This is a genomic window from Umezawaea beigongshangensis (assembly GCF_016464305.1).
Classification (GTDB): Bacteria; Actinomycetota; Actinomycetes; order Mycobacteriales; family Pseudonocardiaceae; genus Umezawaea_A; species Umezawaea_A beigongshangensis.
Window position 1 is genome coordinate 65,288 of record NZ_JAEIOJ010000005.1, and the last position, 25,743, is coordinate 91,030.

At 72.9% G+C, this 25,743-nt stretch carries 30 protein-coding genes; 21 read left to right on the forward strand and 9 right to left on the reverse strand.

Annotated features, from left to right (window positions below):
* Positions 1-27: 27 nt before the first annotated feature.
* Positions 28-423 carry a TIGR03618 family F420-dependent PPOX class oxidoreductase gene (locus IMZ35_RS14735; protein ID WP_199441648.1) on the reverse strand — a complete coding sequence of 132 codons (396 nt, stop codon included), beginning with the start codon at positions 421-423 and terminating at the stop codon, positions 28-30.
* Positions 407-1,072, reverse strand: coding sequence for a TetR/AcrR family transcriptional regulator (locus IMZ35_RS14740; RefSeq protein ID WP_199441649.1), 666 nt, complete (start codon positions 1,070-1,072; stop codon positions 407-409). Before IMZ35_RS14740 ends, IMZ35_RS14735 begins: the two co-directional genes overlap by 17 nt.
* Positions 1,073-1,167: 95 nt before the next feature.
* On the opposite strand from IMZ35_RS14740, the gene IMZ35_RS14745 reads away from it, so the two are divergent.
* Entirely contained in the window at positions 1,168-2,310 is a 1,143-nt protein-coding gene (locus tag IMZ35_RS14745; protein WP_307868145.1) for an epoxide hydrolase family protein, read from the forward strand.
* Between the two features lie 54 nt (positions 2,311-2,364).
* Here IMZ35_RS14745 and IMZ35_RS14750 read toward each other — a convergent pair whose 3' ends face one another.
* Together IMZ35_RS14750 and IMZ35_RS14755 are read right to left on the reverse strand one after the other, a co-directional pair.
* A complete protein-coding gene (locus IMZ35_RS14750) occupies positions 2,365-2,547 on the reverse strand; it encodes a hypothetical protein (protein WP_199441650.1) in 183 nt (60 codons plus the stop codon).
* Between the two features lie 58 nt (positions 2,548-2,605).
* Entirely contained in the window at positions 2,606-2,836 is a 231-nt protein-coding gene (locus IMZ35_RS14755) for a BldC family transcriptional regulator (protein WP_199441651.1), read from the reverse strand.
* A 144-nt stretch (positions 2,837-2,980) separates the two neighbouring features.
* Here IMZ35_RS14755 and IMZ35_RS14760 point away from each other — a divergent pair, with 144 nt between their 5' ends.
* Together IMZ35_RS14760 and IMZ35_RS14765 are read left to right on the forward strand one after the other, a co-directional pair.
* Positions 2,981-3,448 carry an Lrp/AsnC family transcriptional regulator gene (locus IMZ35_RS14760; protein ID WP_199441652.1) on the forward strand — a complete coding sequence of 156 codons (468 nt, stop codon included), beginning with the start codon at positions 2,981-2,983 and terminating at the stop codon, positions 3,446-3,448.
* Between the two features lie 11 nt (positions 3,449-3,459).
* Positions 3,460-3,735: a DUF4229 domain-containing protein gene (locus IMZ35_RS14765; RefSeq protein ID WP_307868147.1), complete on the forward strand. Its 276-nt coding sequence runs from the start codon at positions 3,460-3,462 to the stop codon at positions 3,733-3,735.
* Positions 3,736-3,741: 6 nt separating this feature from the next.
* Here IMZ35_RS14765 and IMZ35_RS14770 read toward each other — a convergent pair whose 3' ends face one another.
* A complete protein-coding gene (locus tag IMZ35_RS14770; protein ID WP_199441653.1) occupies positions 3,742-4,737 on the reverse strand; it encodes an ADP-ribosylglycohydrolase family protein in 996 nt (331 codons plus the stop codon).
* A 33-nt stretch (positions 4,738-4,770) separates the two neighbouring features.
* Here IMZ35_RS14770 and cds1 point away from each other — a divergent pair, with 33 nt between their 5' ends.
* Together cds1 and IMZ35_RS14780 are read left to right on the forward strand one after the other, a co-directional pair.
* Positions 4,771-5,877 carry an L-cysteine desulfhydrase Cds1 gene (gene cds1 / locus IMZ35_RS14775; RefSeq protein ID WP_307868148.1) on the forward strand — a complete coding sequence of 369 codons (1,107 nt, stop codon included), beginning with the start codon at positions 4,771-4,773 and terminating at the stop codon, positions 5,875-5,877.
* A 118-nt stretch (positions 5,878-5,995) separates the two neighbouring features.
* On the forward strand, positions 5,996-6,403 hold the full coding sequence (locus tag IMZ35_RS14780) for a hypothetical protein (protein WP_199441654.1): 408 nt from the start codon (positions 5,996-5,998) through the stop codon (positions 6,401-6,403).
* 3 nt (positions 6,404-6,406) lie between these two features.
* On the opposite strand, the gene IMZ35_RS14785 is transcribed toward IMZ35_RS14780, so the two are convergent.
* Genes IMZ35_RS14785 through IMZ35_RS14795 form a run of 3 tightly spaced genes read right to left on the reverse strand, consistent with a single transcriptional unit; the run spans position 6,407 to position 9,384 of the window.
* Positions 6,407-7,279: a 1,4-dihydroxy-2-naphthoate polyprenyltransferase gene (locus tag IMZ35_RS14785; RefSeq protein ID WP_199441655.1), complete on the reverse strand. Its 873-nt coding sequence runs from the start codon at positions 7,277-7,279 to the stop codon at positions 6,407-6,409.
* Between the two features lie 48 nt (positions 7,280-7,327).
* Positions 7,328-8,473 carry an o-succinylbenzoate--CoA ligase gene (gene menE, locus IMZ35_RS14790; protein WP_199441656.1) on the reverse strand — a complete coding sequence of 382 codons (1,146 nt, stop codon included), beginning with the start codon at positions 8,471-8,473 and terminating at the stop codon, positions 7,328-7,330.
* A complete protein-coding gene (locus IMZ35_RS14795; RefSeq protein WP_199441657.1) occupies positions 8,473-9,384 on the reverse strand; it encodes a 1,4-dihydroxy-2-naphthoyl-CoA synthase in 912 nt (303 codons plus the stop codon). Before IMZ35_RS14795 ends, menE begins: the two co-directional genes overlap by 1 nt.
* A gap of 19 nt (positions 9,385-9,403) precedes the next feature.
* Between IMZ35_RS14795 and menD the strand changes: the two genes are divergently transcribed.
* Positions 9,404-11,050 carry a 2-succinyl-5-enolpyruvyl-6-hydroxy-3-cyclohexene-1-carboxylic-acid synthase gene (gene menD / locus IMZ35_RS14800; RefSeq protein WP_199441658.1) on the forward strand — a complete coding sequence of 549 codons (1,647 nt, stop codon included), beginning with the start codon at positions 9,404-9,406 and terminating at the stop codon, positions 11,048-11,050.
* 171 nt (positions 11,051-11,221) lie between these two features.
* Positions 11,222-12,724: a M1 family metallopeptidase gene (locus IMZ35_RS14805; RefSeq protein WP_199441659.1), complete on the forward strand. Its 1,503-nt coding sequence runs from the start codon at positions 11,222-11,224 to the stop codon at positions 12,722-12,724.
* A gap of 212 nt (positions 12,725-12,936) precedes the next feature.
* Here the strand turns inward: IMZ35_RS14805 and IMZ35_RS14810 are convergent, their stop codons facing one another.
* The gene (locus IMZ35_RS14810; RefSeq protein WP_199441660.1) at positions 12,937-14,169 is read right to left on the reverse strand and encodes an isochorismate synthase; all 1,233 of its coding nucleotides are present in this window, start codon (positions 14,167-14,169) and stop codon (positions 12,937-12,939) included.
* Between the two features lie 62 nt (positions 14,170-14,231).
* On the opposite strand from IMZ35_RS14810, the gene IMZ35_RS14815 reads away from it, so the two are divergent.
* The 14 genes from IMZ35_RS14815 (at position 14,232) to nuoE (ending at position 25,741) form a co-directional block, all read left to right on the forward strand.
* Positions 14,232-14,690 (forward strand): DUF3592 domain-containing protein, encoded by a 459-nt coding sequence (locus tag IMZ35_RS14815; RefSeq protein WP_307868150.1) that lies wholly within the window; start codon positions 14,232-14,234, stop codon positions 14,688-14,690.
* Between the two features lie 67 nt (positions 14,691-14,757).
* Positions 14,758-15,705: a 1,2-phenylacetyl-CoA epoxidase subunit PaaA gene (gene paaA, locus IMZ35_RS14820; RefSeq protein WP_199441661.1), complete on the forward strand. Its 948-nt coding sequence runs from the start codon at positions 14,758-14,760 to the stop codon at positions 15,703-15,705.
* Positions 15,702-15,986, forward strand: coding sequence for a 1,2-phenylacetyl-CoA epoxidase subunit PaaB (gene paaB, locus IMZ35_RS14825; protein ID WP_199441662.1), 285 nt, complete (start codon positions 15,702-15,704; stop codon positions 15,984-15,986). Before paaA ends, paaB begins: the two co-directional genes overlap by 4 nt.
* Positions 15,983-16,894: a 1,2-phenylacetyl-CoA epoxidase subunit PaaC gene (gene paaC / locus IMZ35_RS14830; RefSeq protein WP_199441663.1), complete on the forward strand. Its 912-nt coding sequence runs from the start codon at positions 15,983-15,985 to the stop codon at positions 16,892-16,894. Before paaB ends, paaC begins: the two co-directional genes overlap by 4 nt.
* A complete protein-coding gene (gene paaD, locus IMZ35_RS14835) occupies positions 16,888-17,394 on the forward strand; it encodes a 1,2-phenylacetyl-CoA epoxidase subunit PaaD (RefSeq protein ID WP_199441664.1) in 507 nt (168 codons plus the stop codon). The genes paaC and paaD overlap by 7 nt, the downstream gene beginning before the upstream one ends.
* Positions 17,395-18,477, forward strand: a complete 1,083-nt coding sequence (gene paaE / locus IMZ35_RS14840; RefSeq protein ID WP_199441665.1) for a 1,2-phenylacetyl-CoA epoxidase subunit PaaE — start codon at positions 17,395-17,397, stop codon at positions 18,475-18,477.
* Between the two features lie 18 nt (positions 18,478-18,495).
* Positions 18,496-19,152, forward strand: coding sequence for a hypothetical protein (locus IMZ35_RS14845; protein WP_199441666.1), 657 nt, complete (start codon positions 18,496-18,498; stop codon positions 19,150-19,152).
* 27 nt (positions 19,153-19,179) lie between these two features.
* Positions 19,180-19,869 carry a demethylmenaquinone methyltransferase gene (locus IMZ35_RS14850; RefSeq protein ID WP_199441667.1) on the forward strand — a complete coding sequence of 230 codons (690 nt, stop codon included), beginning with the start codon at positions 19,180-19,182 and terminating at the stop codon, positions 19,867-19,869.
* A gap of 204 nt (positions 19,870-20,073) precedes the next feature.
* Complete coding sequence (locus IMZ35_RS14855) at positions 20,074-21,369, forward strand: geranylgeranyl reductase family protein (RefSeq protein WP_199441668.1); 1,296 nt, start codon at positions 20,074-20,076, stop codon at positions 21,367-21,369.
* 355 nt (positions 21,370-21,724) lie between these two features.
* Positions 21,725-22,090: an NADH-quinone oxidoreductase subunit A gene (locus tag IMZ35_RS14860; RefSeq protein ID WP_199441669.1), complete on the forward strand. Its 366-nt coding sequence runs from the start codon at positions 21,725-21,727 to the stop codon at positions 22,088-22,090.
* Positions 22,091-22,123: 33 nt separating this feature from the next.
* On the forward strand, positions 22,124-22,675 hold the full coding sequence (locus tag IMZ35_RS14865; RefSeq protein WP_199441670.1) for a NuoB/complex I 20 kDa subunit family protein: 552 nt from the start codon (positions 22,124-22,126) through the stop codon (positions 22,673-22,675).
* Between the two features lie 80 nt (positions 22,676-22,755).
* A complete protein-coding gene (locus IMZ35_RS14870; RefSeq protein ID WP_199441896.1) occupies positions 22,756-23,454 on the forward strand; it encodes an NADH-quinone oxidoreductase subunit C in 699 nt (232 codons plus the stop codon).
* On the forward strand, positions 23,451-24,944 hold the full coding sequence (locus IMZ35_RS14875) for an NADH-quinone oxidoreductase subunit D (protein WP_229372009.1): 1,494 nt from the start codon (positions 23,451-23,453) through the stop codon (positions 24,942-24,944). The genes IMZ35_RS14870 and IMZ35_RS14875 overlap by 4 nt, the downstream gene beginning before the upstream one ends.
* Positions 24,945-25,000: 56 nt before the next feature.
* Positions 25,001-25,741: an NADH-quinone oxidoreductase subunit NuoE gene (gene nuoE / locus IMZ35_RS14880; protein WP_229372122.1), complete on the forward strand. Its 741-nt coding sequence runs from the start codon at positions 25,001-25,003 to the stop codon at positions 25,739-25,741.
* The last annotated feature ends 2 nt before the right edge of the window (positions 25,742-25,743 follow it).

The window sequence follows — 25,743 nt, forward strand, 5'->3', positions numbered from 1 at the left end:
ATGTCGCGGCGGGCGGGCGCGACCGGTTCAGCCGCGCGGGGTGTGCAGCTTGTCGACGCTGATGACCAGCACGACGCGCTGCTGCTCCCGGCCGCCGAACCACGGGTAGGGGCGCCCCAGGTACTTGTGGGCCAGCTCGTCGACGTGCTTGTCGGCACCGTCGGTCGTGGACGAGACGACCCGGCCGCGGACCGCCCAGTAGCGCGCGGGCGAGGTCGGGTCCGCGATGGCCGCGGCGACCCGCGGGTCGCGTTCGACGTTGCGGACCTTCTGGTGGGTGAGCACCGTGTTGACGACGACGTTCTCCCCGTCCGTGTCGACCCAGGTCTCGGTGATCTGGGGCGATCCGTCGGGCATGAGGGTCGTCAGGAAGCAGAGGGCGGGCGAGCGCAGGACGTCGAGCAGATCATCGGGTAGTGCCACGGGGGACGACCTCTTCCTCGGGTGTTGCTGACGGAACGCCGTAGAGGCGGTCGATGACGTCCTCGTCCGGTTGCTCACCGGCGAGTTCGGCGTGGCGGAGCCCGGCGAGCGCCACGGCCAGGGCCCGTCGCCACAGGTTCGGGTCGATCTTCCGGGCGGCGTCCATCACCGCGCCGACCATGAGGTGCACGGCGACCAGGTCGCCCGGTACCACCCCGGCGGGCAGTCGACCGGCGCGAACGGCCCGCTCGACCAGTTCCGCCACGAGCGGTGTTATCCGGGCGCGTCCCCGCTGCACGAGCTCCGAGGACTGGTTCCCCCTGCGCAGCAGTTCGCCGAGCGCGCGGTCGTCGACCTCCAGTTCGAACTGCCGCGTCATGAACCGGGTGATGCCCTCCCACGGGTCCTCGGCCCGGCACGCCTGCCGGGCGAGTTCGACCACGGTGTCGACGTGCTCGGCGAACAGGGCGTCCACGAGGTCCGACCGCTCGGGGAACCGGCGGTACACGGTGCCCGTGCCGGTCCCGGCCGCGCGAGCGATCTCCTCGTAGGACACGTCCAGCCCCTCACGGGCCATCAGCTCGCGAGCCGTGCGCAGCAGGAGTTGCCGGTTGCGCTCAGCGTCGCGGCGCAGAGGACGTTCTTCCACGCGCCGAACCTAACAAGTGGACGAGTCCTTCTCAAGTTGACAGAAGATTCCACTTTCTGTTGCGATGTGCTGACCGACCACCTCCGGAGGGCCTCGTGCCACCACTGCCCACGACCGTCGAGCCGTTCCGCGTCGCGGTCGACGACGGGGAGCTCGACCGGCTCGCCCGTCGCCTCGCCGACACGCGCTGGCCCGATCGGGAGACCGCCGCGGACCAGGGGCCCGAGCTGGACCGGGTGCGCGCGCTGTGCGAGTACTGGGCCACCGGCTACGACTGGCGGCGCTGCGAGCGGGAGATGAACGACATCGGCTCGTTCCGCACCGTCCTGGACGGCGTGGGCGTCCACTTCCTGCACGCCCGCTCGCCCGAGCCGACGGCGCTGCCCCTCCTGCTCTGCCACGGCTGGCCCGGCTCGGTGCTGGAGTTCCGGGACCTGATCGGCCCGCTGACGGACCCCGTCGCGCACGGCGGACGAGCGCAGGACGCGTTCCACGTCGTCGTGCCCTCGATGCCGGGGTTCGGCTTCTCCGACAAGCCGGTCACGACCGGCTGGGGGACCTCCCGGATCGCCGCCGCGTGGATCGAGCTGATGCGCCGCCTGGGCTACGAGGAGTGGGGAGCGCAGGGCGGGGACTGGGGCTCCGCCGTCGTGGAGGCGATCAGTCGCACGGCTCCGGCGGGATTCCGCGGCATGCACGTCAACCTGCCGCTCGTGTTCCCCACCGAGCGCGAGGTGGCCGAGGCGACGCCCGACGAGCAGCGCATGATCGAGAGGGCGCAGCGCTACCGGTCCGTCCTGGACGGCTACGCGCGGGAGCAGTCCACGCGACCGCAGACGATCGGCTACTCCCTCGCCGACTCGCCCGCCGGGCTGGCCGCCTGGATCTACACGCTCTTCCAGGACGTCGCCGACGGCGACCCCGAAGTGGTCGTCGGCCGCGACGAGATCCTCGACGACGTGATGATGTACTGGCTGCCCAACGCGGGGGCCTCGTCGGCGCGGCTGTACTGGGAGGCGAGCCGCGAGTCGCAGGCGCCGTCCGGGCCGAACCCCACGCCCGCCGGGTTCAGCGTCTTCCCCGGCGAGGCCGTGCAGGCGTCACGCCGGTGGATCGAGCGGCGGTACACCGACGTCCGGCACTACCGGCAGCTGGACCGGGGCGGGCACTTCGCCGCGCTCGAACAGCCCGCCGTCCTGACGGAGGAGATCCGGGAGACCTTCCGCTCCCTGCGCTGACCCCGTCCGGCCCCGCGGTGCTCTCGACGAGAGCGCCGCGGGGCCGGACGCGCGTCAGGAGCCCTTGCCCTCCTCGGACTCGGGCTTGGGCTCCCCGAGGGAGCGGAGGAACTCGGGGTCGTCGTCCGGCGCGATCACCGGTCGGCGGGGTGCGAGTTCGAGTCGCTGCGGTCCGAACGCGCGCCACAGCAGGAACGCCACGGTGAGCGCGCCGATCGCCGCGAGCAAGTACAGCAATGTGGCCACCTCCTCTGTCACGAGATTACGCGCGACAGCCCGTGACGGGTTCAGAGGTTCAGTGGCGAACCGGTTCGGTCGCCTCGGTCGTCAACTCCGACAGCAGCGCCTGCACCTCGGACTCCCTGAACCGGCGGTGCCCGCCCGGGGTGCGGATGGAGCCGATCCGGCCCGCCGTCGCCCAGCGGGTGACGGTCTTGGGGTCCACGCGGAAGAGGCTGGCCACCTCCCCCGGCGTGAGCAGTCTCTCTCCGGTGTTCTGACGGGTTGCCTGCACGGACGCGGTCACGATCGTCCTCCTCAGATCCGACGTACCGGTCGCATCGTGGCATCTCACCCGTCGGGTACTCGAACGCTTGGGTGATGGTAAAGAGGGAGTAAGGGACGAAACACGCGCTTCGGACATGCGGGGTGATCCCACTAGGCTGACCCGGTGGACGCACTCGACCGGCGGATCATCGCCGCACTCCGGGTCAACGGCCGTGCCACCTACGCCGATCTCGGCAGGCAGGTCGGCCTGTCGGCCTCCGCCGTGCACGAGCGCGTGGGCAAGCTCGAATCCGCCGGGGTGATCGTCGGCTACCACGCCGTCGTGGACCCCAGCGCCGTCGGACTCGGGGTGACCGCGCTCATCGGCATCCACCCCACGGACACCGCGGACGACGACGACGTGGCGACCGCGCTGGCCGAGCTGCACGAGGTCGAGTCGTGCTACCGCGTCGCCGGTGACGAGTCGTTCATCGTGAAGGTGCGGGTGACCACCGTGGACGACCTGGAGCGCGCTCTGGGCAGGCTGCGGCGCATCACCGGTGTCGCGCGCACCAGGACCACGGTCGTGCTGTCCACGCGGTTCGAGGGCAGGCCCAACACGCTGGACGAGGACGCCGTCGCGGAGGCGTAACCTGGGCGATCGTGCACCCGGGTCGAGATCTCACCCTGTACGTCCTGGCGCGGCTGGGCCTCGTCGCCCTCGTGACGGCGCTCCTCGTGCTGGTCAACGTGCCGCTGCTGGTCGCCCTCGCAGTCGGCGTGGTGGTCGCCCTGCCGCTGTCGCTGTTCCTGTTCAGGGGACTGCGCGCCCGCGTCGCGATCGGCCTGAACGAGCGCGGGGCCCAGCGCCGCGCCCAGCGGGAGGAGCTGCGGGCGCAGCTCCGCGGCGACCGCGGCAGGGGCGACGCCACCGGCTGACCCCGCTCAGAACGCCGCGGGAGCCAGCACGTCCAGCGCCTCGCGAGCCAGCCGCTCCACCGCGTCGCGCAGCTCCAGGCGGTCCAGCCAGTGCTGCGGCACGGTTCCGGCCCCGTCCCGCGCGCCCAGCAGGTTCCCGCAGATCGCCCCGGTCGAGTCGCTGTCCCCGCTGTGGTTGACGGCCAGCACCAGACCGTCCGCGACGTCGTCCGCGACGAGCGCCGCGTGCAAGGAGATGGCGAGGGCCTCCTCGCCCACCCACCCCCCGCCGAGCCGGTCGGCGATCACCTCGGGAGTGGGACGTCCGTCACGCGTCATCTCGACCGCGCGGTCCAGCAGGACGAGCTGCTCCTGGTGGCCCTCCCACCGCACCAGCTCGGCCCGCGCCACGGCCGTGGCGTTCGGCAGGTCGTCGCCGTCGAGCAGCCGCCGGACCAGCACGGCGAGCACCCCGGCCGACAGGTAGCCGCTGGGGTGGCCGTGGGTCAGCGCCGCCACACCCGCGCCCAGCGCGAAGACCTCGCGCACGTCGGTGGACCACAGCGCGGCCGGTGCCGCGCGCATCACACCGCCGCAGCCCTTGGAGGTGTTGAGCCGGTTCGTCACCGTGCCGAACGTCGGGCGGCGCAGCGCGGTGAGGCAGGTGTTGCCCGGCGCGCGCAGCGAGTGCAGCTCCCGCTCGTGGATCAGCCAGCCGTCCGGCGTCACCTCGGGGCCGCCCTGGGTCTGCAACCAGCGGCCGTACGCGGCGCGCACCGCGAGCAGCGGGTCGACGCCGTGGCGACGGGCCAGCACGAGACCCTCCAGGGTGAACAGCGTCATCTGGGTGTCGTCGGTGATGGCGCCCGCGCGACCGAAGGCGGGAACGAGGTCGGTGAGACCGGCCGGGCCGTGCGCGGCGCGGATCGCGTCGATGCGGTCGAACTCGATCGGGGCTCCCAGCGCGTCGCCGACGGCACCGGCGAGGAGGAAGCCCGAGACCCTGTCGTGGAGGTTCGTCACGGCTGGTCAGTCTGGTCGAAGTTAGGGTGCGGCGTGAGCTCTTCTGTGGACAGGTGCTGTGACACGACGCGCGACTGGGTCTGCGAGGCGGTGCGGATCATCGAGGCGGACGCCAACCGCAGCGCCGACACCCACCTCCTGCGCTTCCCGCTACCGCCCGGCTGGGGCGTCGACCTCTACCTCAAGGACGAGTCGACCCACCCGACCGGCTCCCTCAAGCACCGCCTGGCGCGGTCGCTGTTCCTCTACGCGATCTGCAACGGGTGGATCACCGAGGGCACGCCGGTGATCGAGGCGTCGTCGGGCTCGACGGCGGTGTCCGAGGCGTACTTCGCGCGACTGCTCGGTCTGCCGTTCATCGCCGTGATGCCCCGCTCGACCAGCGCGGAGAAGGTCGTGCTGATCGAGCGCGAGGGCGGCCGGTGCCACTTCGTGGACTCGCCGGGCGCGATCTACGACGAGTCGCGCCGCCTGGCCGCCGAGCTGGGCGGGCACTTCATGGACCAGTTCACCCACGCCGAGCGGGCCACCGACTGGCGGGGCAACAACAACATCGCCGAGTCGATCTTCGAGCAGATGGCGCTGGAGACCTCGCCGGAGCCGGAGTGGGTCGTCGTGGGAGCGGGCACCGGCGGCACCAGCGCCACCATCGGCCGCTTCGTGCGCTACCGCAGGCTGCGCACGCGGCTGGCCGTCGTGGACCCGGAGCACTCGGTGTTCTACGACGCGTGGCGCGACGGCGACCCCGGCCTGGTGGGCACGCGCGGCTCCCGCATCGAGGGCATCGGCCGGCCGCGGGTGGAGCCGTCGTTCGTCGGTCAGGTCATCGACCGGATGATCAAGGTGCCGGACGCCGCGTCGATCGCCGCGGTCAGGTTCGCCCACGACGTGCTGGGCCGCCGGGTGGGCGGGTCGACGGGCACGAACCTGTGGGGCGCGTTCCAGCTCGTCGCGGACATGGTGGCCGCCGGGCGCCGCGGCAGCGTCGTCACGCTGCTGTGCGACGGTGGCGAGCGGTACGCCCACACCTACTACGACGACGAGTGGGTGGCGGCGCAGGGACTGCGCCTGGACGAGCACCTGGAGGTGCTGCGGGAGTTCCACCGCTCCGGCCGCTGGACCGCGCCGGTCGACGCCTGAACGGAACCGCGCGGTCTCGCCCGGCGTCGCACGGGGACCGGATCACCCGTGCCGCGGTGGTGCCGGTGGGTGGCGCGGGCCCACGCCGGGGTCCGCTCGTCGAGAGGCGGGGGTGCGGGTGACCGCGTCGTGGAGGACGGCCGAGGTGGTGGCCGCCGAGGACGTGCTGAACAGGGCCGTCGCGGAGGCCGAGCGGGCCGTCGCGGAGGCGGAGCGGCTGCGCGTGCCGGCCGTGGAGCCCTCCGCCGAGGACGTCCGGCGGATCATCGCGTTCGCGAAGTCGGGCGAGGCGTCGCCGGAGCTGCGGGCGTTGCAGCGGCGGATCGCCGCGGGCGTGCTGAGCTGGCGGCAGGTGCTGATGGGCGAGGCGGGCGGCGACGCCGTGGTGCGAGCGGCGCTGGCCGCCGACCGCGACCGCATCACCGAGCTGATGCGGGGCGAGCGGCCCGCGCCGCGTCCCCGCCCGGTCGTCCGCGACGACGACGAGGAGGGCGAGGCCCCCACTGTCACCGAGGACGCCTGGTGAGGCTCAGGCCAGGAACAGCGCCGCGGTGGTGACGACCGACCACAGCAGCATCGCGAGGCCGGTGTCGCGCAGGACGGGGATCAGCTCGCGGCCGGTCAGGCCGCGCAGCACCCGGCGCAGTCCCAGCGCGGCCACCGGCAGCGCGAGGAAGCCGAGCAGCGCGGCCGGCACCCGGAAGCCGATCATCACGGTGATCAGGAACGGCACGACCACCAGCGCCGCGTAGAGGAGGCGGGTGTCGCGGTCGCCCAGCAGCACCGCGAGGGTCCGCTTGCCCGACACCCGGTCGGTGGGGATGTCGCGCAGGTTGTTCGCCACCAGCACGGCCGCCGAGAAGCAGCCGACGGCGACGGCCGAGCCGATGCCGAAGCTGCTGACCTGTCCGGCCTGCACGTACTGGGTGCCCAGCACGGCGGCCGGACCGAAGAACAGGAACACGGCGATCTCGCCGAGGCCCGCGTAGCCGTAGGGCTTCGTGCCGCCGGTGTAGAACCACGCGCCCGCGATGCAGACCGCGCCGAACGCGAGCAGCCACCAGTGCCCGGACAGCGCCACCAGCACCAGCCCGGCGAGCGCGCCGGCGCCGAGGCAGGCGAACGCCGCCGCGCGCACGGCAGCCGGGGCCGCCGCGCCGGAGCCGACGAGCCGGAACGGGCCGACCCGGTCGGCGTCCGTGCCGCGGATGCCGTCGGAGTAGTCGTTCGCGAAGTTCACCCCGACCTGGAGCGCCACCGACACGAGCAGCGCGAGCACGGACCGCGGGACGCTGAACCCGCCGATCTCGTGCGCTGCGCCCGCCCCCACCAGCACGGGGGCGATGGAGTTGGGCAGGGTGCGAGGGCGCGTTCCCTCGATCCACTGGGCGATGGTGGCCATGCGCTCATCCTCGTCCATGCCCGCGGCCGCACGTGCCCCGGTGGCGGGTCAGCCCGTCGGCGACCGGAAGAGGGAGGCGACGGCGGTGCGGTCGACCTTGCCCGGTCCGCGCAGCGGCAGTTCCGGCACGAACCGGAGGAGCTTCGGCGCGCTCGCCCGTCCGGCCGCGACCCGCACGGCCTCGCGCAGCGCCTCCCCGGCCGGGAGGGCGGCCCGGTCGACGGGCACGACGACGGCGGCGACCACCTGGCCCCACTCGTCGTCCGGCACGCCCACCACGCACGCCTCCAGCACCCCCGGCTGTTCCACGAGCACCCGCTCCACCAGGGCGGGCGGCACCTTCTCCCCGCCGGTGACGATCACGTCGTCGGCCCGGCCCACGACCTCCAGGCGGCCGTCGGGCAGCGTCATCCCCAGGTCGCCGGTGCGGAACCAGTCGCCGATCGGCTCCCCGCCCCGGTGGCCCAGCGCGAGCACGGGCCCGGCCAGTTCGATCCGCTCGTCGGCGAGCCGCACCCGCACCCCGTCCAGCGGGACCCCGTCGTAGACGCAGCCCCCGGCGGTCTCGCTCATGCCGTAGGTCGTGACGACCCGCACGCCCGCGTCGGCCGCGCGGCCGAGCAGCGCGGGCGGGGCGGCCGCCCCGCCCAGCAGGACCGCGTCGAAGCGCCGCAGCGCCGCGAGCCCCGGCCCCTCACCGGCGAGCAGCCGGGCGAGCTGCGTGGGCACCAGGGCCGTGTAGTGCCTGCCCGGCGACTCCAGCACGGGGGCCGCCGCGACCGCGAACGCGGACGGCCGGAACCCCGGCGTCAGGTCGAGCACGCCGGGCGCGACGCCGGCGAGCAGCGACCGCACCACCACCTGCACGCCCGCGACGTGCGTCGCGGGCAGCGCCAGCAGCCACCGGCCCGGCCCGCCCAGCCGCTCGTGCGTCGCCGTCGCCGACGCGCGCAGCGCCGCGGCGGACAGCAGCACGCCCCTGGGAGCACCGGTCGACCCGGACGTGGCGACGACGAGCGCGGCGGCGCTCTCCCAGTCCCGCAGCGGCCCGGCCGCGCCGGGCGGGACCGGCTGGCCGGCGGGCACGGGCAGCAGCGCGGGGCCCTCGCCGTCCAGGGCGCGGCGCAGCGGTTCGACGAGGTCGAGCACCCCCGGTCCCAGCGGGACCGGGAACGCCTCCACGTGGCTGGCCATCAGAAGTGGTACGGGAAGCGGGACCAGTCCGGCTCCCGCTTCTCCAGGAACGCGTCGCGCCCCTCGACGGCCTCGTCGGTCATGTACGCCAGGCGCGTGGTCTCCCCCGCGAAGATCTGCTGGCCCACCAGCCCGTCGTCGACGAGGTTGAACGCGTACTTGAGCATCCGCTGCGCCGTGGGCGACTTGCCGTTGATCTCGGCGGCCCACTCCAGGGCGGTGGACTCCAGCTCCGCGTGCGGGACGACGGCGTTGACCGCGCCCATCTCCTTCATCTCCTGCGCGCCGTAGGTGCGGCCGAGGAAGAAGATCTCCCGAGCGAACTTCTGCCCGACCTGCCGGGCGAGGTAGGCCGAGCCGTAGCCGCCGTCGAAGCTGCCCACGTCGGCGTCGGTCTGCTTGAACTTCGCGTGCTCGGCGCTGGCGAGCGTCAGGTCGCACGTCACGTGCAGGCTGTGCCCGCCACCGGCCGCCCAGCCGGGGACGACGGCGATGACGACCTTCGGCATGAACCGGATGAGCCGCTGGCACTCCAGGATGTGCAGCCGCCCGGCGCGTGCCGGGTCGACGGTCTCGGAGGTGTCGCCGGAGGCGTACTGGTAGCCGGTGCGGCCCCGGATGCGCTGGTCGCCGCCGGAGCAGAACGCCCAGCCCCCGTCGCGGGGCGACGGCCCGTTGCCGGTGAGCAGGACGCAGCCCACGTCGGAGCTCATCCGGGCGTGGTCCAGCGCCCGGTACAGCTCGTCGACCGTGTGCGGCCGGAAGGCGTTGCGCACGTCCGGCCGGTCGAAGGCGATCCGCACGGTCCCCTGCGAGACGGCGCGGTGGTAGGTGATGTCGGTGAACTCGAAGCCCTCGACGGGACGCCACGCGGCGGGGTCGAACAGCTCTGAGACTTCCTGGTCTGCCACGCGAGGGACAATATGCCTCGTGAACCCGTCCACCGCGCAGGCGCACGTGCTCGTCGACGAGCTGATCCGCAACGGAGTGCGGCACGTCGTGCTGTGCCCCGGCTCCCGCAACGCGCCACTGGCGCTCGCCCTGCACTCCGCCGCGGCGGAGGGACGGCTGACGCTGCACGTCCGGATCGACGAGCGCAGCGCCGGGTTCCTCGCCCTCGGCCTGGCCCGCGGCGGAGGTGACGTGACGGCCGTCGTGTGCACGTCGGGCACCGCCGTGGCGAACCTGCACCCCGCCGTGCTGGAGGCGCGGCACTCGCGGGTGCCGCTGCTGGCGCTGACCGCGGACCGCCCGGTCGAGCTGCACCGGGCGGGCGCGAGCCAGACCGTCGTGCAGCACGGCGTGTTCGGCGACGCCGCCACCACGCTGGAGCTGCCGATCGCCGAGCGGCGGGGCGGACAGAACGGGGTGTGGCGCTCGCTGACCTGCCGCGCGGTCGCCACGGCGCGGCGCGGGCAGCCGGTGCACGTGAACCTGCCGCTGCGCGAGCCGCTGGTGCCGGACGGCGACCCGGAGTGGCCGGAGGACCTCGGCGGGCGGCCGTTCGACCAGCCCTGGACCCGCGTCGAGCGGGTCGAGCGGTCGGCCGCCGAGCCGGTGGGCCACCTGGGCGCTCGCACGCTCGTCGTGATCGGCGACGACCGTCCGGAGCGGGTGGACGCCGTGCGCGCCGCGGCGCGGCGCGCGGGCTGGCCGGTGATCGCCGAGCCCACCGCGTCGGCCGGGCTGGCGCACGGGGCGCTGCTGCTCAACGCGGGCGAGCTGCCCGCGGCGCTGAGACCGGACGCCGTCGTCGTCGTGGGCAGGGCGACCCTGTCGCGCGGGGTGGGACGCCTGCTCGCGGTCACCCCGGTGGTGCACGTCGTGGGCGACGAGGAGGACTGGGCCGACCCGCAGTTCGCCGCCACCCACGCCTCGGCCGAGCTGGGGGAGCCCGACGACGAGCCGGACGCCGCCTGGGAGGCCGCGTGGGAGCACGCGTCGAAGGCGGCGGCGGTCGCCGTGCAGGAGGTGCTGGCCGGGCAGCCGTGGCCCACGGGCCTGCACGTGGCGCGCGACCTGCTGGAGGCCCTGCCGCCGGGCGCGTCGCTGGTCCTCGGCTCGTCCAACCCGGTGCGCGACGTGGACTTCGCGGCGCGCTCGCGCGCTGACGTGGCCGTGCACGCCAACCGCGGCGTGGCGGGGATCGACGGCACCGTGTCCACGGCCGTGGGCGTCGCGCTGACCTCGGGGCCCGGCTACGCGCTGATGGGCGACCTGACGTTCCTGCACGACCTGAACGGGCTGCTCCTCGGCCCGCTGGAGCAGCGCCCCGACCTGGCGGTCGTGGTGCTCAACGACGACGGCGGCGGCATCTTCGCGCTGCTGGAGCAGGGCGCCCCGGAGCACGAGGCGGGCTTCGAGCGGGTCTTCGGCACCCCCCACGGCGCCGACCTGGGCCTGCTCTGCGCGGGCTACCGGGTCCCCCACACGAGGGTCACCACGGCAGAGGAGTTCCGAGCCGCCCTGGCCCCCGCCCCCGGCCTGCGGGTCGTCGAGGTCCGAGCCGACCGAGCCCCCCTCCGCGCCCTGCACGCCCGCCTGAAGGAAGCCGTGTCGACGTCCCTCCCCACCTGACCCGCGAGTTGAGCGTTCGAGCACCGCGAGTGGAGCGTTCGAACACCGCGAGTGGAGCGTTCGCGACGCCCGAACGCCCGTTCGCGTCCGGGCCCGGCCCGGATGCTCCTAGCGTGTGGGAACCGACGTACGGAGGTACTGCCGGGGTGCCCGCGTGGCTACCTTCGCCCCATGTCGATCCGATCCACGCTCGTGGCCGCCGTCGCGACCACGTCAGCGATGCTGCTGCTCGCGGGCCCGGCCAGCGCCGCGGCCGGCCCCGGCGCACCGGGTGCCGGCGACCCCTACTACCCGAACGCGGGGAACGGGGGCTACGACGTCGCGCACTACGACCTCCGTCTGAACTACCAGCCGGCGACCGACCGGCTGTCCGGCACGACGACGGTCCTCGCGAAGGCGACGCAGGACCTGACCACGTTCGACCTGGACTTCCTGCTGAAGGTCTCGTCCGTGCGGGTCAACAACCGCGTGGCGTCGTTCACGCAGGCCGGCGGCGAACTCGTCGTCGACCCGCGGACCAAGATCGCGAGCGGCACGCCCCTCACCGTGGTCGTCACCTACGACGACGTGCCGTCGACCCACGTGGTGAACGAGTTCACCGCCTGGAAGCGCACCGCGACCGGCGCGCTGGCGATCGACGAGCCGGACATCGCGCCGTGGTGGTACCCGAGCAACAACCACCCGACCGACAAGGCGACCTTCGACGTCTCCGTCGCCGTCCCGGACGGCACCGAGGTGATCTCCAACGGCCTGTTCAAGGGCACGACCAAGCAGATCAACGGCTGGACCAGGTGGAACTGGCGCTCGCTGAAGCCGCAGGCCACGTACCTGACGTTCGTCGCCATCGGCCAGTTCGAGATCGTGCAGTCGACCGCGCCCAACGGCCAGCCCGTGCTCAACGCCTACTCCGACGACCTCGGTGAGAACGCCGACGCCGCCAGGGCCAGCATCGAGCGCACACCCGAGATCACGGAGTTCCTGGAGGGCTCCTTCGGGCCTTACCCGTTCGAGGCGCAGGGCGGTGTGGCGACGAGCGGCATCGGCTTCGCCCTGGAGAACCAGACCCGCCCCACCTACGACACCGCGTTCTTCCGCCGCGGCACCAACACCTACGTCGTCACCCACGAGATCGCCCACCAGTGGTTCGGCGACTCGGTGTCCGTGAGCGGCTGGAAGGACATCTGGCTCAACGAGGGCTTCGCGAGCTACGCGGAGTACCTCTGGTCCGAGCACGTCGGTGAGGGCACCGTCCAGGAGAACGTCGACTTCGTCTACGCGCTGTACCCGGCGGACGACCCGTTCTGGACCGTGCTGCCCGGCGACCCCGGCCCGGACAACCAGTTCGACAACGCCGTCTACGACCGCGGCGCGCTGACCGTGCACGCCCTGCGCGTGGCGGTCGGCGACGAGGCGTTCTTCGAGATCCTGAAGACCTGGCTGGCGCAGAAGCGCTACTCCGACGGCGACACCGCCGAGTTCGTCGCGCTCGCGGAGCAGATCTCCGGTCAGCAGCTCGACGAGCTGTTCCAGACCTGGCTGTTCACGCCGGGCAAGCCCGCGGCGGCTCCCGGCGCGTCGGCGGCGCAGGCCCGCACGGCGGCCGTCCCGGCGGAGCCGAAGTCCCACCAGAAGATCCGCGAGACGCACGAACTGCTCGCCGCGCGCGGGCACTGACACGCGCGAACGGGCCGGGTGCGCGCAGCACCCGGCCCGTTCCCGTGGCCACCCGGGACGGGGTCGGTCCGGGAGGTGAGCGGCAGGGTGTCGGGCCGAGCGTCCGCGAGTGCTCGCGCAGCCGGGCGGGCGTGCGCGCCCGTCAGGTCGGGAGGGGCGGCCCCGCGTCCGGCCGCTCCGGTCGCACCGGTGGTCGGCCGCTCAGCCGGAGGTCACACCCCTTCGAGGGCCTCGCGGATCGGCCGCATCTTCGCGTGGGCCTCGCGGACCTCGGTGTCCGGATCGGACTCCGCGACCAGGCCGCACCCGGCGAACAGCCGGGCCGTGCGGCCCCGCACCTCGGCGCAGCGCAGCGCGATGCCCAGCTCGCCGTCGCCGTCGCCGTCGATCCAGCCCACCGGACCGGCGTAGCGGCCCCGGTCCAGGCCCTCCAGGCGGCTGATCACCTCCACGGCGTCGCCGCGCGGCGTCCCGCCCACGGCGGCGGTGGGGTGCAGGGCCTCGCCGAGGCGCAGCAGCGACACCGGCGAGCGCAGCGTGCCGATGACGTCGCTGGACAGGTGCGACACGTTGGGCAGCCGCAGCACCGACGGGCCGTCCACGGACATCGTGGAGCAGAACGGGCGCAGCACGTCGGCCAGCGACGTGACCGCGTACCCGTGCTCGTCGCGGTCCTTCGGCGAGCCCAGCAGGGCGGTGGCCAGGTCGTCGTCGGACACGCCGTCGTGCGGCCACGTCGTGCCGGCCAGCACGCGGGAGTCCACGACGGACCCGGCGCGGCGCAGCAGCAGCTCGGGGGTCGCGCCGAGCAGGCCGTCCACCGCGTACACCCAGCACTCGGGGTAGCGGCGGGCCAGGCCGTCGAGCACGAACCGGTGGTCGATCGGCACGTCGGTGACGGCCAGCAGGTCGTGGGCGAGGACCACCTTGCGCAGGTCGCCGGTGCGCATCAGCCGCACGGCCTCGCGCACGGCCTCGCGGTAGCGCGCAACGGGGAGCTGCCCGTCGGAGTAGCGAACCGACGACGGGCGGCGGACGGGCTGGACGCGCGGGGTGGTCGTCGCGCCGCCGACGGTCGTGATCCAGTGCTGGCCGTTGCGGCTGCCCAGGACGACCTCGGGGACGATCAGCACCGAGCGGCCGGGTTCGTCGGCGAAGGCCAGGGACGCGAACGCCACGGGGCCGGTGCCGGAGACGCCGGACTCGCCGGTGACCTCCAGGTCGGAGGTGAACTCCCTCCACAACCGGTCGGCCTCGGCGAACCGGTCGGGACCGGAGACCTCGAACCGCGCGGCCTCGCCCCAGCCCACCAGGCCGGAGCCGTCCCGCACCCACGCCAGGGCGTTCGCCGGCCGGGGGAGCGCGCGCAGCAGGTCGCGCGCTCCCGTGTCCGCGGTGTGCACGCGCAGCCGTTGCCGAGTCCTTGACGCAGGTGCAGATGTCACCCTTCGAGGGTATGGACTCGTAGCTGAGATTCCTCTCCGACGCGGCTCTAGACTCCTCTGGCGTGACGGACGACGCAGTGGTGACCAGCTGGCGAACGCCGCTCCTGCGCCGGGTGCGCACGGGCCTGATCAGGGCGTTGCTGACGCTCGGCTGCGTCGTGACCGTCGTCTGCGTGATCCTGGTCCTGGCCTGCTGGCGGGACGACGCGGCCGTCGAGGCTCGCACCGGTCGGGCGAACGCCGAGGTGGTGTCGGTGGCCTTCAACCGCACGGTCGTGCGCTTCGGCACGTCCGACGGGCGGGTGTTCATCCCCTCCCAGGGCGTGCTGTACCCGGAGGGGCTGGAGGTCGGGCAGGTCGTGCGGGTCGAGTACGACACCGCGAACCCCGAGACGACCAGGGTGGCCGGGCGGACCGCGGTGCTGTCGTTCCTGCCGGTCGGCACTTACCTGCTCGCGGTGTGGGCCGTGCTGGCTCCGCTGATCTGGTGGCTGCGCCGCAGGGCCCGGCAGACTTTGTGACAGTCAACGCCGGAATGCGGTCACAGGTGTAACATCGGTCGGGAGTGCACGGCCGGTGGAGGTGGGCATGTCCGAAGACCTGGAGTCCCGGTTCGAGGCGGCGGTGCGGTCCGAGTCGCGGATCGAACCGCGCGACTGGATGCCCGACGGCTACCGCAAGACCCTGATCAGGCAGATCGCCCAGCACGCGCACTCCGAGATCATCGGGATGCAGCCGGAGGGCAACTGGATCAGCCGCGCCCCCAGCCTGCGCCGCAAGGCCGTCCTGCTGGCCAAGGTCCAGGACGAGGCCGGGCACGGCCTGTACCTCTACTCCGCGGCGGAGACGCTCGGCGCCGAGCGCGGCGACCTCACCGAGAAGCTGATCGCCGGTCGCCAGAAGTACTCGTCGATCTTCAACTACCCCACGCTGACGTTCGCCGACGTCGGCGTCATCGGCTGGCTCGTCGACGGCGCGGCCATCTGCAACCAGGTGCCGCTGTGCCGCACCTCCTACGGCCCGTACGCGCGCGCCATGATCCGCGTCTGCAAGGAGGAGTCCTTCCACCAGCGGCAGGGCTACGAGCTGCTCGCGACCATGATGAGCGGCACGCCCGCGCAGCGGGAGATGGTGCAGGACGCGGTGAACCGCTGGTGGTGGCCGGCGCTGATGATGTTCGGCCCGCCCGACTCGGAGAGCTCCAACACCGAGCGGTCGATGGCCTGGCGCATCAAGCGCAACACCAACGACGAGCTGCGGCAGAAGTTCGTCGACATGTCCGTGCCCCAGGCGGAGCGGCTCGGCGTGACGTTCCCCGACCCGGAGCTGCGCTGGAACCCCGAGCGCGGCCACCACGACTTCGGCACGCCCGACTGGGACGAGTTCTGGCGCGTCGTGCAGGGGGACGGACCGTGCAACGCGCAGCGTGTCGCCCACCGCAGGGCGGCCCACGAGGACGGCGCGTGGGTCCGCGAGGCCGCCACCGCGCACGCCGCGAAGCGGGCTCGCCGGGCCGGGCGGGAGGCGGTGGCGTGAGCGCGTCCTGGCCCCTGTGGGAGGTGTTCGTCCGCGGCAAGCGCGGCCTGAACCACGTGCACGTCGGCTCGCTGCACGCCCCCGACGCGGAGATGGCCGTGCGCAACGCCCGCGACGTCTACACCCGGCGCAACGAGGGCGTGTCCGTCTGGGTCGTGCCCGCCGAGGCGATCACCGCCTCCAGCCCGGACGAGAAGGACCCGTTCTTCGCGCCCAGCGGCGACAAGGTCTACCGGCACCCCACGTTCTACGCGATCTCCGAGGACGTGCCGCACCTGTGAACGTCTACGACGGACTGACGGCCGGCGACTCCGGCGACGCGCACTGGGCGTTCGGCACGGGGTTCACCGAACCCCTCGCCGGGATCGACCGGGACGTGCCGTCCGGCGTGGACCGCGCCGACCTCACCGCCTACGCCCTCATGCTCGGCGACGACGCGCTCGTCGCGTCCCAGCTCCTCGCCGCGTGGACCTCCCGCGCGCCGGAGCTGGAGGAGGACGTCGCCCTCGCGAACATCGCGCTCGACCTGCTCGGCCAGGCCAGGCTGCTGCTGACCAGGGCGGGAGAGGTCGAGGGCCGAGGCCGCGACGAGGACGCCCTCGCCCACCTGCGCGCCGAGCACGAGTTCCGCAACGTGCACCTCGCCGAGATCGACTGCGGACCGTCCCGGATGGGGCCGTCCGCCCCCGGCCGCGACTTCGCCGCCACCACCGCGCGCCTGCTGGTGTTCTCGTCGTGGAAGCTCGCCCTGTTCGCGCGGCTGCGCGACAGCGCCGACCCGGTGCTCGCCGCGGTCGCCGCCAAGGCGGTCAAGGAGCTGACCTACCACCGCGACCACGCCGCCAGGTGGACCGTGCGCCTGGGCGACGGCACCGACGAGTCCCACCGGCGGATGCGAGCCGGGATCGAGCGGGTGTGGCCGTTCGTCGACGAGCTGTTCACCGCGCACCCGGTGGAGACGCGGCTGGCCGCCGCCGGGGTCGCCGTCGACCCCGCCGAGCTGCGGTCCGAGGTGGACGGTGTGCTCGACGAGGTGTTCGCCGCCGCCGGTCTGGAGCGTCCCGCCCCCGTGCCGGTGGCCACCGTGGCGGGGAGGGCCGGGCGCGACGGCGTGCACACCGAGGCCATGGGCTTCCTGCTGGCCGAGATGCAGCACCTGCACCGCTCGCTGCCCGGAGCCGTGTGGTGACCGCCGCGCGCCCCGCCGCGCGTGCCGTGGCCGAACGGGTCCGCGACCCGGAGCTGCCGGTGCTCACGCTCGCCGACCTCGGCGTGCTGCGCGACGTGACCGTGACGGGGGAGAGGGTGCTCGTCACGATCACCCCCACCTACTCGGGCTGCCCCGCGATCGACGAGATGGGCGCCGACCTGCGCCGCGCGCTCACCGCGGCCGGGTACGCCGACGTGGAGGTCCGCACGTCGCTGCACCCCGCGTGGACGACCGACTGGATCACCGACGACGGCCGGCGCAAGCTCGCCGAGGCGGGCATCGCCCCGCCGCAGCGGGTCGGACCGCGCGCCGCCGGGCCGATCCCGCTCACCCTGACCCCGCCGCCGCAGCGCGTGCCGTGCCCCCGCTGCGGCTCGTCCCGCACCGCGGAGCTGTCCCGCTTCGGCTCCACCCCCTGCAAGGCGCTGCGCCGCTGCGAGGACTGCGCGGAGCCCTTCGAGCACGTCAAGGAGCTGTAGGTGGCCGCACCCGCGCCGACCCGTCGCCGGACGACGTTCCACCCCCTCGCCGTCGCGGCGGTCGAGCGGCTGTGCGACGACGCCGTGGCCGTCACCTTCGCCGTGCCGGACGCGCTGGCCGACGAGTTCGCGTTCCGCGCCGGGCAGCACCTCACACTGCGCCGCGAGGTCGACGGCCGCGAGGAGCGCCGCTCGTACTCGATCTGCGCGCCGGTCGGCAGCGCGCCGCGCATCGGCGTGCGCCGGGTCGACGGCGGGCTGTTCTCCCGCCACCTCGTGGACGAGGTCCGGCCGGGCGACGTGCTGGACGTGCTGCCGCCGCGGGGCGAGTTCACCCCCGTGCCGACCGACCGGGCCGACGGCGAGCACCACGCCTTCGTCGTCGCCGGATCGGGCATCACCCCCGCCCTGTCGATCGCCGCGACCGTGCTCGGCGCCGGTGCCCGCGCGACCCTGCTCTACGGCAACCGCCGCACCGACACCGTCATGTTCGGCGAGGACCTGGCCGACCTGAAGGACCGCCACCGCACGCGGCTGCACCTCGTGCACGTGCTGTCCCGCGAGGCCCGCGACGTCGACCTGTTCACCGGCCGGCTCGACGCGGACAAGCTGCGCGCCCTGCTCGCCGCCGTGGTGCAGGCCGACTCGGTGGACCACTGGTGGCTGTGCGGCCCGCACGGCCTGGTCGTCGACGCCCGCGCGGTGCTCGCCGAGCGCGGCGTGCCGCCCGAGCGCGTCCACCACGAGCTGTTCTACGTGGACGAGCCCCCGCCGTCCCCGCGCCGCGCCGAGGAGGTGCTCGGCACGGCGTCGTCGGTGACCGTGGTCCTCGACGGCAGGAGCACGACGCTCGCCGTCCCGCCCGGCACGCCGGTCCTGGACGCGGCGCAGCGGGTGCGCTCTGACCTGCCGTTCGCGTGCCGGGGAGGCGTGTGCGGCACCTGCCGCGCGCTGGTCACCGACGGCGAGGTGGAGATGCGCCGCAACTACGCCCTGGAGCCGCACGACGTGGCCGCCGGTTTCGTCCTGACCTGCCAGTCCGTGCCGCTGACTTCGTCGATCACGGTCGACTACGACTCCTGACGTGGCATCATCGGCCGCGTGGGTCACGTGGGCAGGTCGGTCGCAGCCGGAGCGCTGATCGGGACCGGTGCCGCGCTCGCTCTCGTCCTGCTGGTGCTGTTCAACGCGCCGGGGGACTACTTCCAGCCCAACCCGGTGACCAGCTCGATCGCGGCCCTGGTGGTGTCGGTGGTCCTCGGCGGACCGCCCGGCCTGATCGGCGGGGCGGTCGTGGGCGTCGTGCGCCGGTCGCGCGCCGCCGCGCTCGCCGCCCCGCCCGCGCCCCGGCCGCCGTCGCCCCCGTTCCAGCCGCTGCCGTCGTACCGGCCCCCGGTGACGCACGACGACGTGTGGGCGGTGCTGGTGGCGTCCTGCGAGCAGTCGGCGCGGCGCGTGGCCGAGGCCGTCGCGGCCGTGCCGCCGTCACCGGCCAAGGACTGGATGGTGCAGATCACCGGCCGCCTGGAGCCGGAGCTGGAACGGGTGCGCGGCGTGGCCCGGCTCGGGCGCGCGCTGGGCGGCTCCGACGAGAACAACCCGGTCCGTCAGCGCCTGGTCGCCGCCCGTCGCGACTTCGCCGCGTTCGAGGCGGAGGTGGGCCGGATCGCACTGACGATGTTCGACGGCCCCGACCTGGCGCGGGCGCGGACGGACCTGGAGTACCTGGAGCAGCAGTTGCCCCACCTGACGACCTGACTCCCCGGCGTCTCGTACCCTTCTGGCATGTCGCGAGCCGGTCTGGACAAGAACCCGCGCGAGGTCGCCGAGATGTTCGACGGCGTGGCGAGGGGCTACGACCGCACGAACTCCGTCATGACGCTCGGGTTCGACCGCCGCTGGCGCGAGTGGAGCCGCCGGGTGCTCGACGCCCGGCCCGGCGAGCGCGTGCTGGACCTCGCCGCCGGGACGGCGGTGTCCACGGTGGAGTACGCCCGCAGCGGCGCGTGGTGCGTGGCGGCGGACTTCTCCCTGGGGATGCTCCAGAACGCGCGCGGTCGCGCCGTGCCCAGGGTGGCGGCGGACGCCCTGCACCTGCCGTTCGCCGACGGCGTGTTCGACGCGGCCACCGTCTCCTTCGGCCTGCGCAACTTCAACGACACCGTCGCGGCGCTGCGCGAGATGGCGCGCGTCGTCCGTCCCGGCGGCCGCCTGGTGATCTGCGAGGTGTCGACGCCGGTGTTCGCGCCGTTCCGCGTCGTCTACATGCGCCACCTGCTGCGCGTCCTCCCGCTCGTCGCCCGCCGCGTGTCGTCCAACCCCGTGGCCTACGAGTACCTGGCCGAGTCGATGCGCACCTGGCCCGCCCAGCGCCAACTGGCCGAGAAGATCGCCGAGGCGGGCTGGGAGGACGTGGCCTGGCTGAACCTGACCGGCGGCGTGGTGGCCCTGCACAAGGCGACGAAGCCCGCCTGACCGATCGCGAGTTGAGCGTTCGAGCACCCCGAGTTGAGCTTTCCAGCACGGTGAGTCGAGCGTTCGGGCACCGAGTCGCGACGGCCCGGTGCCCGAACGCTCAAGCCGGTGTGTCCGAGTGCTCATCTCGCTGTGCCCGAGTGCTCAACTCGTGCGCGGTTAGAGTGGTGGGGAGATTGTGAAGCGATGCACAAGGAGCGCGGGATGACTACTCCCAGCCGTCGGCAGGCCGGTGACGACGCCGAGGTGATCGTCGTCGGGGCGGGGCCCGCGGGTTCGACCGCGGCCACCTACCTCGCGCGGGCGGGGCTGGACGTGATCTTGCTGGAGAAGAGCACCTTCCCGCGCGAGAAGGTCTGCGGCGACGGCCTCACCCCGCGCGGTGTGAAGCAGCTCATCGACCTCGGCATCGACACCCGCGAGGAGGCGGGCTGGCTGCACAACCGCGGCCTGCGCGTCGTCGGCGGTGGCGTGACGATGGAGCTGGACTGGCCCGAGCTGGCCAGCTTCCCGCCCTACGGCGTGGTCCGCCCGCGCCAGGACTTCGACGAGCTGCTGGCCCGCACGGCGCAGCGCGCCGGGGCCCGCCTGCTGGAGCAGACCACCGTCACCGGCGCGATCACCGACGAGCGCACCGGCCGGGTGGTCGGCGTCACGGCGAAGACCGGCCCGGACAAGACGCCCGTCACCTACCGGGCGCCGCTGGTGCTGGCCTGCGACGGCGTCAGCGCCCGGCTCGCGCTGAGCGTCGGCATCGAGAAGAGCGACGCCAAGCCGATGGGCGTCGCCGTGCGCCGCTACTACGCGAGCCCGCGCACGAAGGACGACTACCTGGAGTCGCACCTGGAGCTGTGGGACCGCAGCGACCCGGCGAACCCGGTGCTGCTGCCCGGCTACGGCTGGATCTTCGGCATGGGCGACGGCAGCGTCAACGTCGGCCTGGGCATCCTGTCGACCTCCAAGGCCTACGGCACCACGGACTACCGCGCGCTGCTGAAGTCGTGGCTCGACGGCACGCCGGAGGAGTGGGGCTTCCGCGAGGAGAACGCCACGAGCAAGATCGGCGGCGCCGCGCTGCCGATGGGCTTCAACCGCAAGCCGCACTACAGCAACGGACTGCTGCTCGTCGGCGACGCGGGGGGCATGGTCAACCCGTTCAACGGCGAGGGCATCGGCTACGCCATGGAGTCCGCCCGCATCGCCGCCGAGACGGTCGTGCAGGCGCTCGCCCGCCCGGCCGGGTACTCGCGGGAGCACGCGCTGGCCGGTTACCCGGTGCGCATCGAGCAGGCCCTCGGCAGCTACTACCGGCTGGGCAACGTCTTCAGCAAGCTGATCGGCAACCCGGTGATCATGCGGACGGCGACCAAGTACGGGATGCCCCGCAAGACCCTGATGAAGCTGGTGCTCAAGCTCCTCGCGGGTCTCTACGACCCGAAGGACGGCGACGCGTTCGACCGCATCATCACCGCAGCTACGAAGCTCGCACCCTCCGCGTAATTCACTCGAACAGAGTAAAACTTAGGTTTACCTAAGAATCAGGAGAGCGCCGTCCCCCGGGGCGGCGTTTTTCGTGCCCGTCGCGACCTCGTTCACTCCTGTTCCGATCGTGTGAACGGGCTGCTTCCCGCCGCAGGTCAGGCGCACTGTGGGGGGTGGGAGACACGCCACTCTGTGACGTCTTACACTGACCCGCAGGGCTTGTGAATCAGTTCACAACGCCTCGGTCAGGCTTGTGAACCATTTCACAAGCGACGTGCCGAATGTTAGGTCCGCCTAACTCGAAAGGGGCTCGTCAAGCCCCCTTAGGGTGCGGACCGGACAGGCTGCGACAGCGAGGAAAGGACGACGGAGAGTGCTGGACCCCTACCTCCCCCTCGTGTTCATGTTCGCCCTCGCCGGGGCGTTCGCGCTGTTCTCGGTGACGGCCGCGCCCTACATCGGGCCGCGCCGCTACAACCGGGCCAAGCTCGACGCCTACGAGTGCGGCATCGAGCCGTCGCCGCAGCCCGTCGTGGGCGGTGGCCGGATGCCGGTCGCCTACTACCTGACGGCGATGCTGTTCATCCTGTTCGACATCGAAATGGTGTTTCTCTACCCGTTCGCGGTGTCCGCGGACAGGCTCGGCCTGTTCGGCCTGGTGGAGATCGCCCTGTTCGTCGCGACCGTCGGATTCGCCTACGCGTACGTGTGGCGGCGCGGCGGCCTGGACTGGAACTAAGCACCGGGTACCGGTGCGGGGAAGGCGACAGTCATGGGTCTTGAGGAGAAGCTCCCCAACGGGATCCTGCTGGCCAACGTGGAGAAGCTGGTCAACTGGACCCGCAAGTCCTCGCTCTGGCCGGCCACGTTCGGTCTGGCCTGCTGTGCCATCGAGATGATGACCACGGGCGCGCCGCGCTACGACCTGGCGCGCTTCGGCATGGAGGTCTTCCGGGCCTCGCCGCGGCAGGCCGACCTGATGATCGTGGCGGGCCGGGTCACCAACAAGATGGCCCCGGTGCTGCGGCAGATCTACGACCAGATGCCCGAGCCGAGGTGGGTGCTCGCCATGGGCGTGTGCGCCTCCAGCGGCGGCATGTTCAACAACTACGCCGTCGTGCAGGGCGTCGACCACGTGGTGCCGGTCGACATGTACCTGCCCGGCTGCCCCCCGCGCCCGGAGATGCTGATGGACGCGATCCTCAAGATCCACGCGAAGATCATGGACGAGCCGCTGGGCGCCGCCCGCGCCGCCGCGCTCCTGGAGAGCGGCCACCGCACCGACCTGATCCCGTCTTCGCAGCGCTTCGCGAAGAAGGGGTGAGCGACGTGGCCGACGAGAAGAACGTGAACGACGACAAGACGCCCGGCTCGGAGATCGGGGCCGCGCACAGCTCCGCCCAGATGTCCGAGGCGGACCACGAGGAGCACCTCGCCCGCGGCGGCCTGGTCGCGGGCCGCAACCGCCAGGGCATGTTCAACGTCAGGGGCAGCGGCGACACCTCCGGCTTCGGCGGTCTGCGGCTCCCGGCGTACGCGCCCGCCCCGGCCGAGCGGCCCTACGGCGGCTGGTTCGACGAGGTCGTCGACGAGCTGGCGGTCGCGCTCGGCGAGGCCGGAGTGCCGGCCGACGCGGTCCAGCAGATCACGGTCGACCGCGGCGAGATCACCTTCTACCTGCGCCGCGAGCACCTGCTCGACGTGTGCCGGGTGCTGCGCGACGACCCGGCGCTGCGCTTCGAGCTGTGCAGCTCGGTGTCCGGTGTGGACTACGGCGCTGACGTCGCCCAGCGGCTGCACTCGGTCTACCACCTGACGTCGATGACCTACCGCCGCCGCATCCGGCTGGAGGTCGCGGTCGACGTCGACGACGCGCACGTCCCCTCCGTCGTGTCGGTCTACCCGACCGCGGACTGGCAGGAGCGGGAGGCGTGGGACATGTTCGGCATCGTCTACGACGGACACCCCGGCCTGACCCGCATCCTCATGCCGGACGACTGGGACGGGCACCCCCAGCGCAAGGACTACCCGCTCGGCGGAATCCCGGTGGAGTACAAGGGCGCGGAGATCCCCCCGCCCGACCAGAGGCGGTCGTATTCATGAGCAACGAGAGCATTGCCGACGTCACCGGCGGCACCGACACCACGGCGGCCGGCAGCGACAGCCACTCCGCGACCAGCGGCGCGGAGTCGCGCAAGGCGGCCGGGCGCGAGGACCTCGCGCAGGACCCGAAGGCCGCTGACCCGAACGAGGCCGAGCTGCACGAGTCGGCCACGACCGGTCCCGACCCGTACGCGGCGGACTCGCGCGACACCACCGAGGGGCGCGTCTACACCGTCACCGGCGGCGACTGGGACGAGGTGCTGTCCGACGTCGAGGGCGACGAGCGCATCGTCATGAACCTCGGCCCGCAGCACCCGTCCACGCACGGCGTGCTCCGCCTCGTCCTGGAGCTGGAGGGCGAGACCGTCACGCAGGCCAGGTCCGTCATCGGCTACCTGCACACGGGCATCGAGAAGAACGTCGAGTACCGCAACTGGACGCAGGGCGTCACCTTCGTCACGCGCATGGACTACCTGGCGCCGCTGCACAACGAGGCCGCCTACTGCCTCGCCGTGGAGAAGCTGCTCGGCGTGACCGTGCCGGAGCGCGCGCAGGTCATCCGCGTCCTGCTGATGGAGCTCAACCGCGTCAGCTCCCACCTGGTCGCCCTCGCGACCGGTGGCATGGAGCTGGGCGCGCTGACCGGCATGACCGCGGGCTTCCGCGAGCGCGAGGAGGTGCTCCACCTGCTGGAGTTCCTCACCGGCCTGCGGATGAACCACGCGTTCATCCGGCCCGGCGGCGTCGCGCAGGACCTCCCCGAGGGCGCCGAGCAGAAGATCCTCGACTTCCTCAAGGTCATGGACTCCCGGCTGCCGCAGTACGACAAGCTGCTCACCGGTCAGCCGATCTGGAAGAACCGGCTCGCCGGGGTCGGCTACCTGCCGGTGGACGCCTGCCTCGCGCTCGGCATCACCGGGCCGATCCTGCGCTCCGCCGGACTGCCGTGGGACCTGCGCAAGATCGAGCCGTACTGCGGCTACGAGAACTACGAGTTCGACGTCCCCACGTCGAACCAGGCCGACAGCTACGCGCGCTACCTGATGCGGGTGGAGGAGATCCACCAGTCGCTGCGGATCGTGCGCCAGGCCGTGGACCGCCTCGCGCCGGGCCCGGTCATGGTGCAGGACGCCAAGATCGCCTGGCCCGCGCAGCTCACGATCGGCCCGGACGGCATGGGCAACTCCCTGGAGCACGTCCGCAAGATCATGGGGCAGTCCATGGAGTCCCTCATCCACCACTTCAAGCTGGTGACCGAGGGCTTCGACGTTCCCGCGGGCCAGGTGTACGTGCCGATCGAGTCGCCGCGCGGCGAGCTCGGCTACCACGTGGTGTCCGACGGCGGCACGCGGCCGATGCGCGTGCACGTGCGGGAACCCAGTTTCGTGAACCTCCAGTCGATGCCCGCGATGTGCGAGGGCGGCATGGTCGCCGACGTCATCGCCTCCGTGGCCTCGATCGACCCGGTGATGGGTGGGTGTGACCGGTGAGCACGTCCGAAGAAGTCCTCGCGGCCTCGGTGCTGGACCCCGCCGAGACCGAGCGGCTGGCGAACGAGTCCGTCGTCGACACCAGCGTGTTCGGCGAGGACGTCGTCGCGAGGGCGCGGGCGATCATCGCCCGCTACCCGCAGCCGCGGTCGTCCCTGCTGCCGATGCTGCACCTCGTGCAGTCGGTGCAGGGCCACGTGAGCCAGGCGGGCATCGCGTTCTGCGCCGCCCAGCTCGACCTGACGGCCGCCGAGGTCAGCGCGGTCGCGACGTTCTACACGATGTACAAGCGCCGTCCCTGCGGCGAGCACCTCGTCAGCATCTGCACGAACACGCTGTGCGCGGCGCTGGGCGGGGACGAGATCTACCGGACGGTGCGCGAGCACCTCGGTTCCGACGGCAAGCCGCTCGGCCACGAGGAGACCTCGGGCGAGCCGGGCGCGCCGGGTTCGATCACGCTGGAGCACGCCGAGTGCCTCGCCGCGTGCGACCTCGGCCCGGTGCTCCAGGTCAACTACGAGTTCTACGACAACCAGACGCCGGAGAAGGCGCTGGAACTGGTCAAGGCGCTCCAGGCGGGGGAGCGGCCCGCGCCGACCAGGGGCGCGCCGCTGACCGACTTCCGCCAGGCGGAGCTCCAGCTCGCCGGGTTCTTCGAGGGCCGCGAGGCCGACCTCGACGGCCCGTCCGCCGCGCCGGAGACCCTGCGGGGGGCGTCGATCGCCGCCGACCGCGGGTGGACCGCGCCGTCGATGCCGGACGAGGCGGAGTTCCCGCCCGTTCCGGAGAAGAAGTAGAG

Excerpts from the sequence above, each read along its gene's own strand:
- IMZ35_RS14785 (WP_199441655.1), bottom strand. The coding sequence starts at position 7,279 with ATGGCCACCATCGCCCAGTGGATCGAGGGAACGCGCCCTCGCACCCTG.
- menE (WP_199441656.1), bottom strand. The coding sequence starts at position 8,473 with ATGGCCAGCCACGTGGAGGCGTTCCCGGTCCCGCTGGGACCGGGGGTG.
- IMZ35_RS14805 (WP_199441659.1), top strand. The coding sequence starts at position 11,222 with ATGTCGATCCGATCCACGCTCGTGGCCGCCGTCGCGACCACGTCAGCG.
- paaA (WP_199441661.1), top strand. The coding sequence starts at position 14,758 with ATGTCCGAAGACCTGGAGTCCCGGTTCGAGGCGGCGGTGCGGTCCGAG.
- IMZ35_RS14850 (WP_199441667.1), top strand. The coding sequence starts at position 19,180 with ATGTCGCGAGCCGGTCTGGACAAGAACCCGCGCGAGGTCGCCGAGATG.
- IMZ35_RS14855 (WP_199441668.1), top strand. The coding sequence starts at position 20,074 with ATGACTACTCCCAGCCGTCGGCAGGCCGGTGACGACGCCGAGGTGATC.
- IMZ35_RS14865 (WP_199441670.1), top strand. The coding sequence starts at position 22,124 with ATGGGTCTTGAGGAGAAGCTCCCCAACGGGATCCTGCTGGCCAACGTG.
- IMZ35_RS14870 (WP_199441896.1), top strand. The coding sequence starts at position 22,756 with ATGTCCGAGGCGGACCACGAGGAGCACCTCGCCCGCGGCGGCCTGGTC.
- IMZ35_RS14875 (WP_229372009.1), top strand. The coding sequence starts at position 23,451 with ATGAGCAACGAGAGCATTGCCGACGTCACCGGCGGCACCGACACCACG.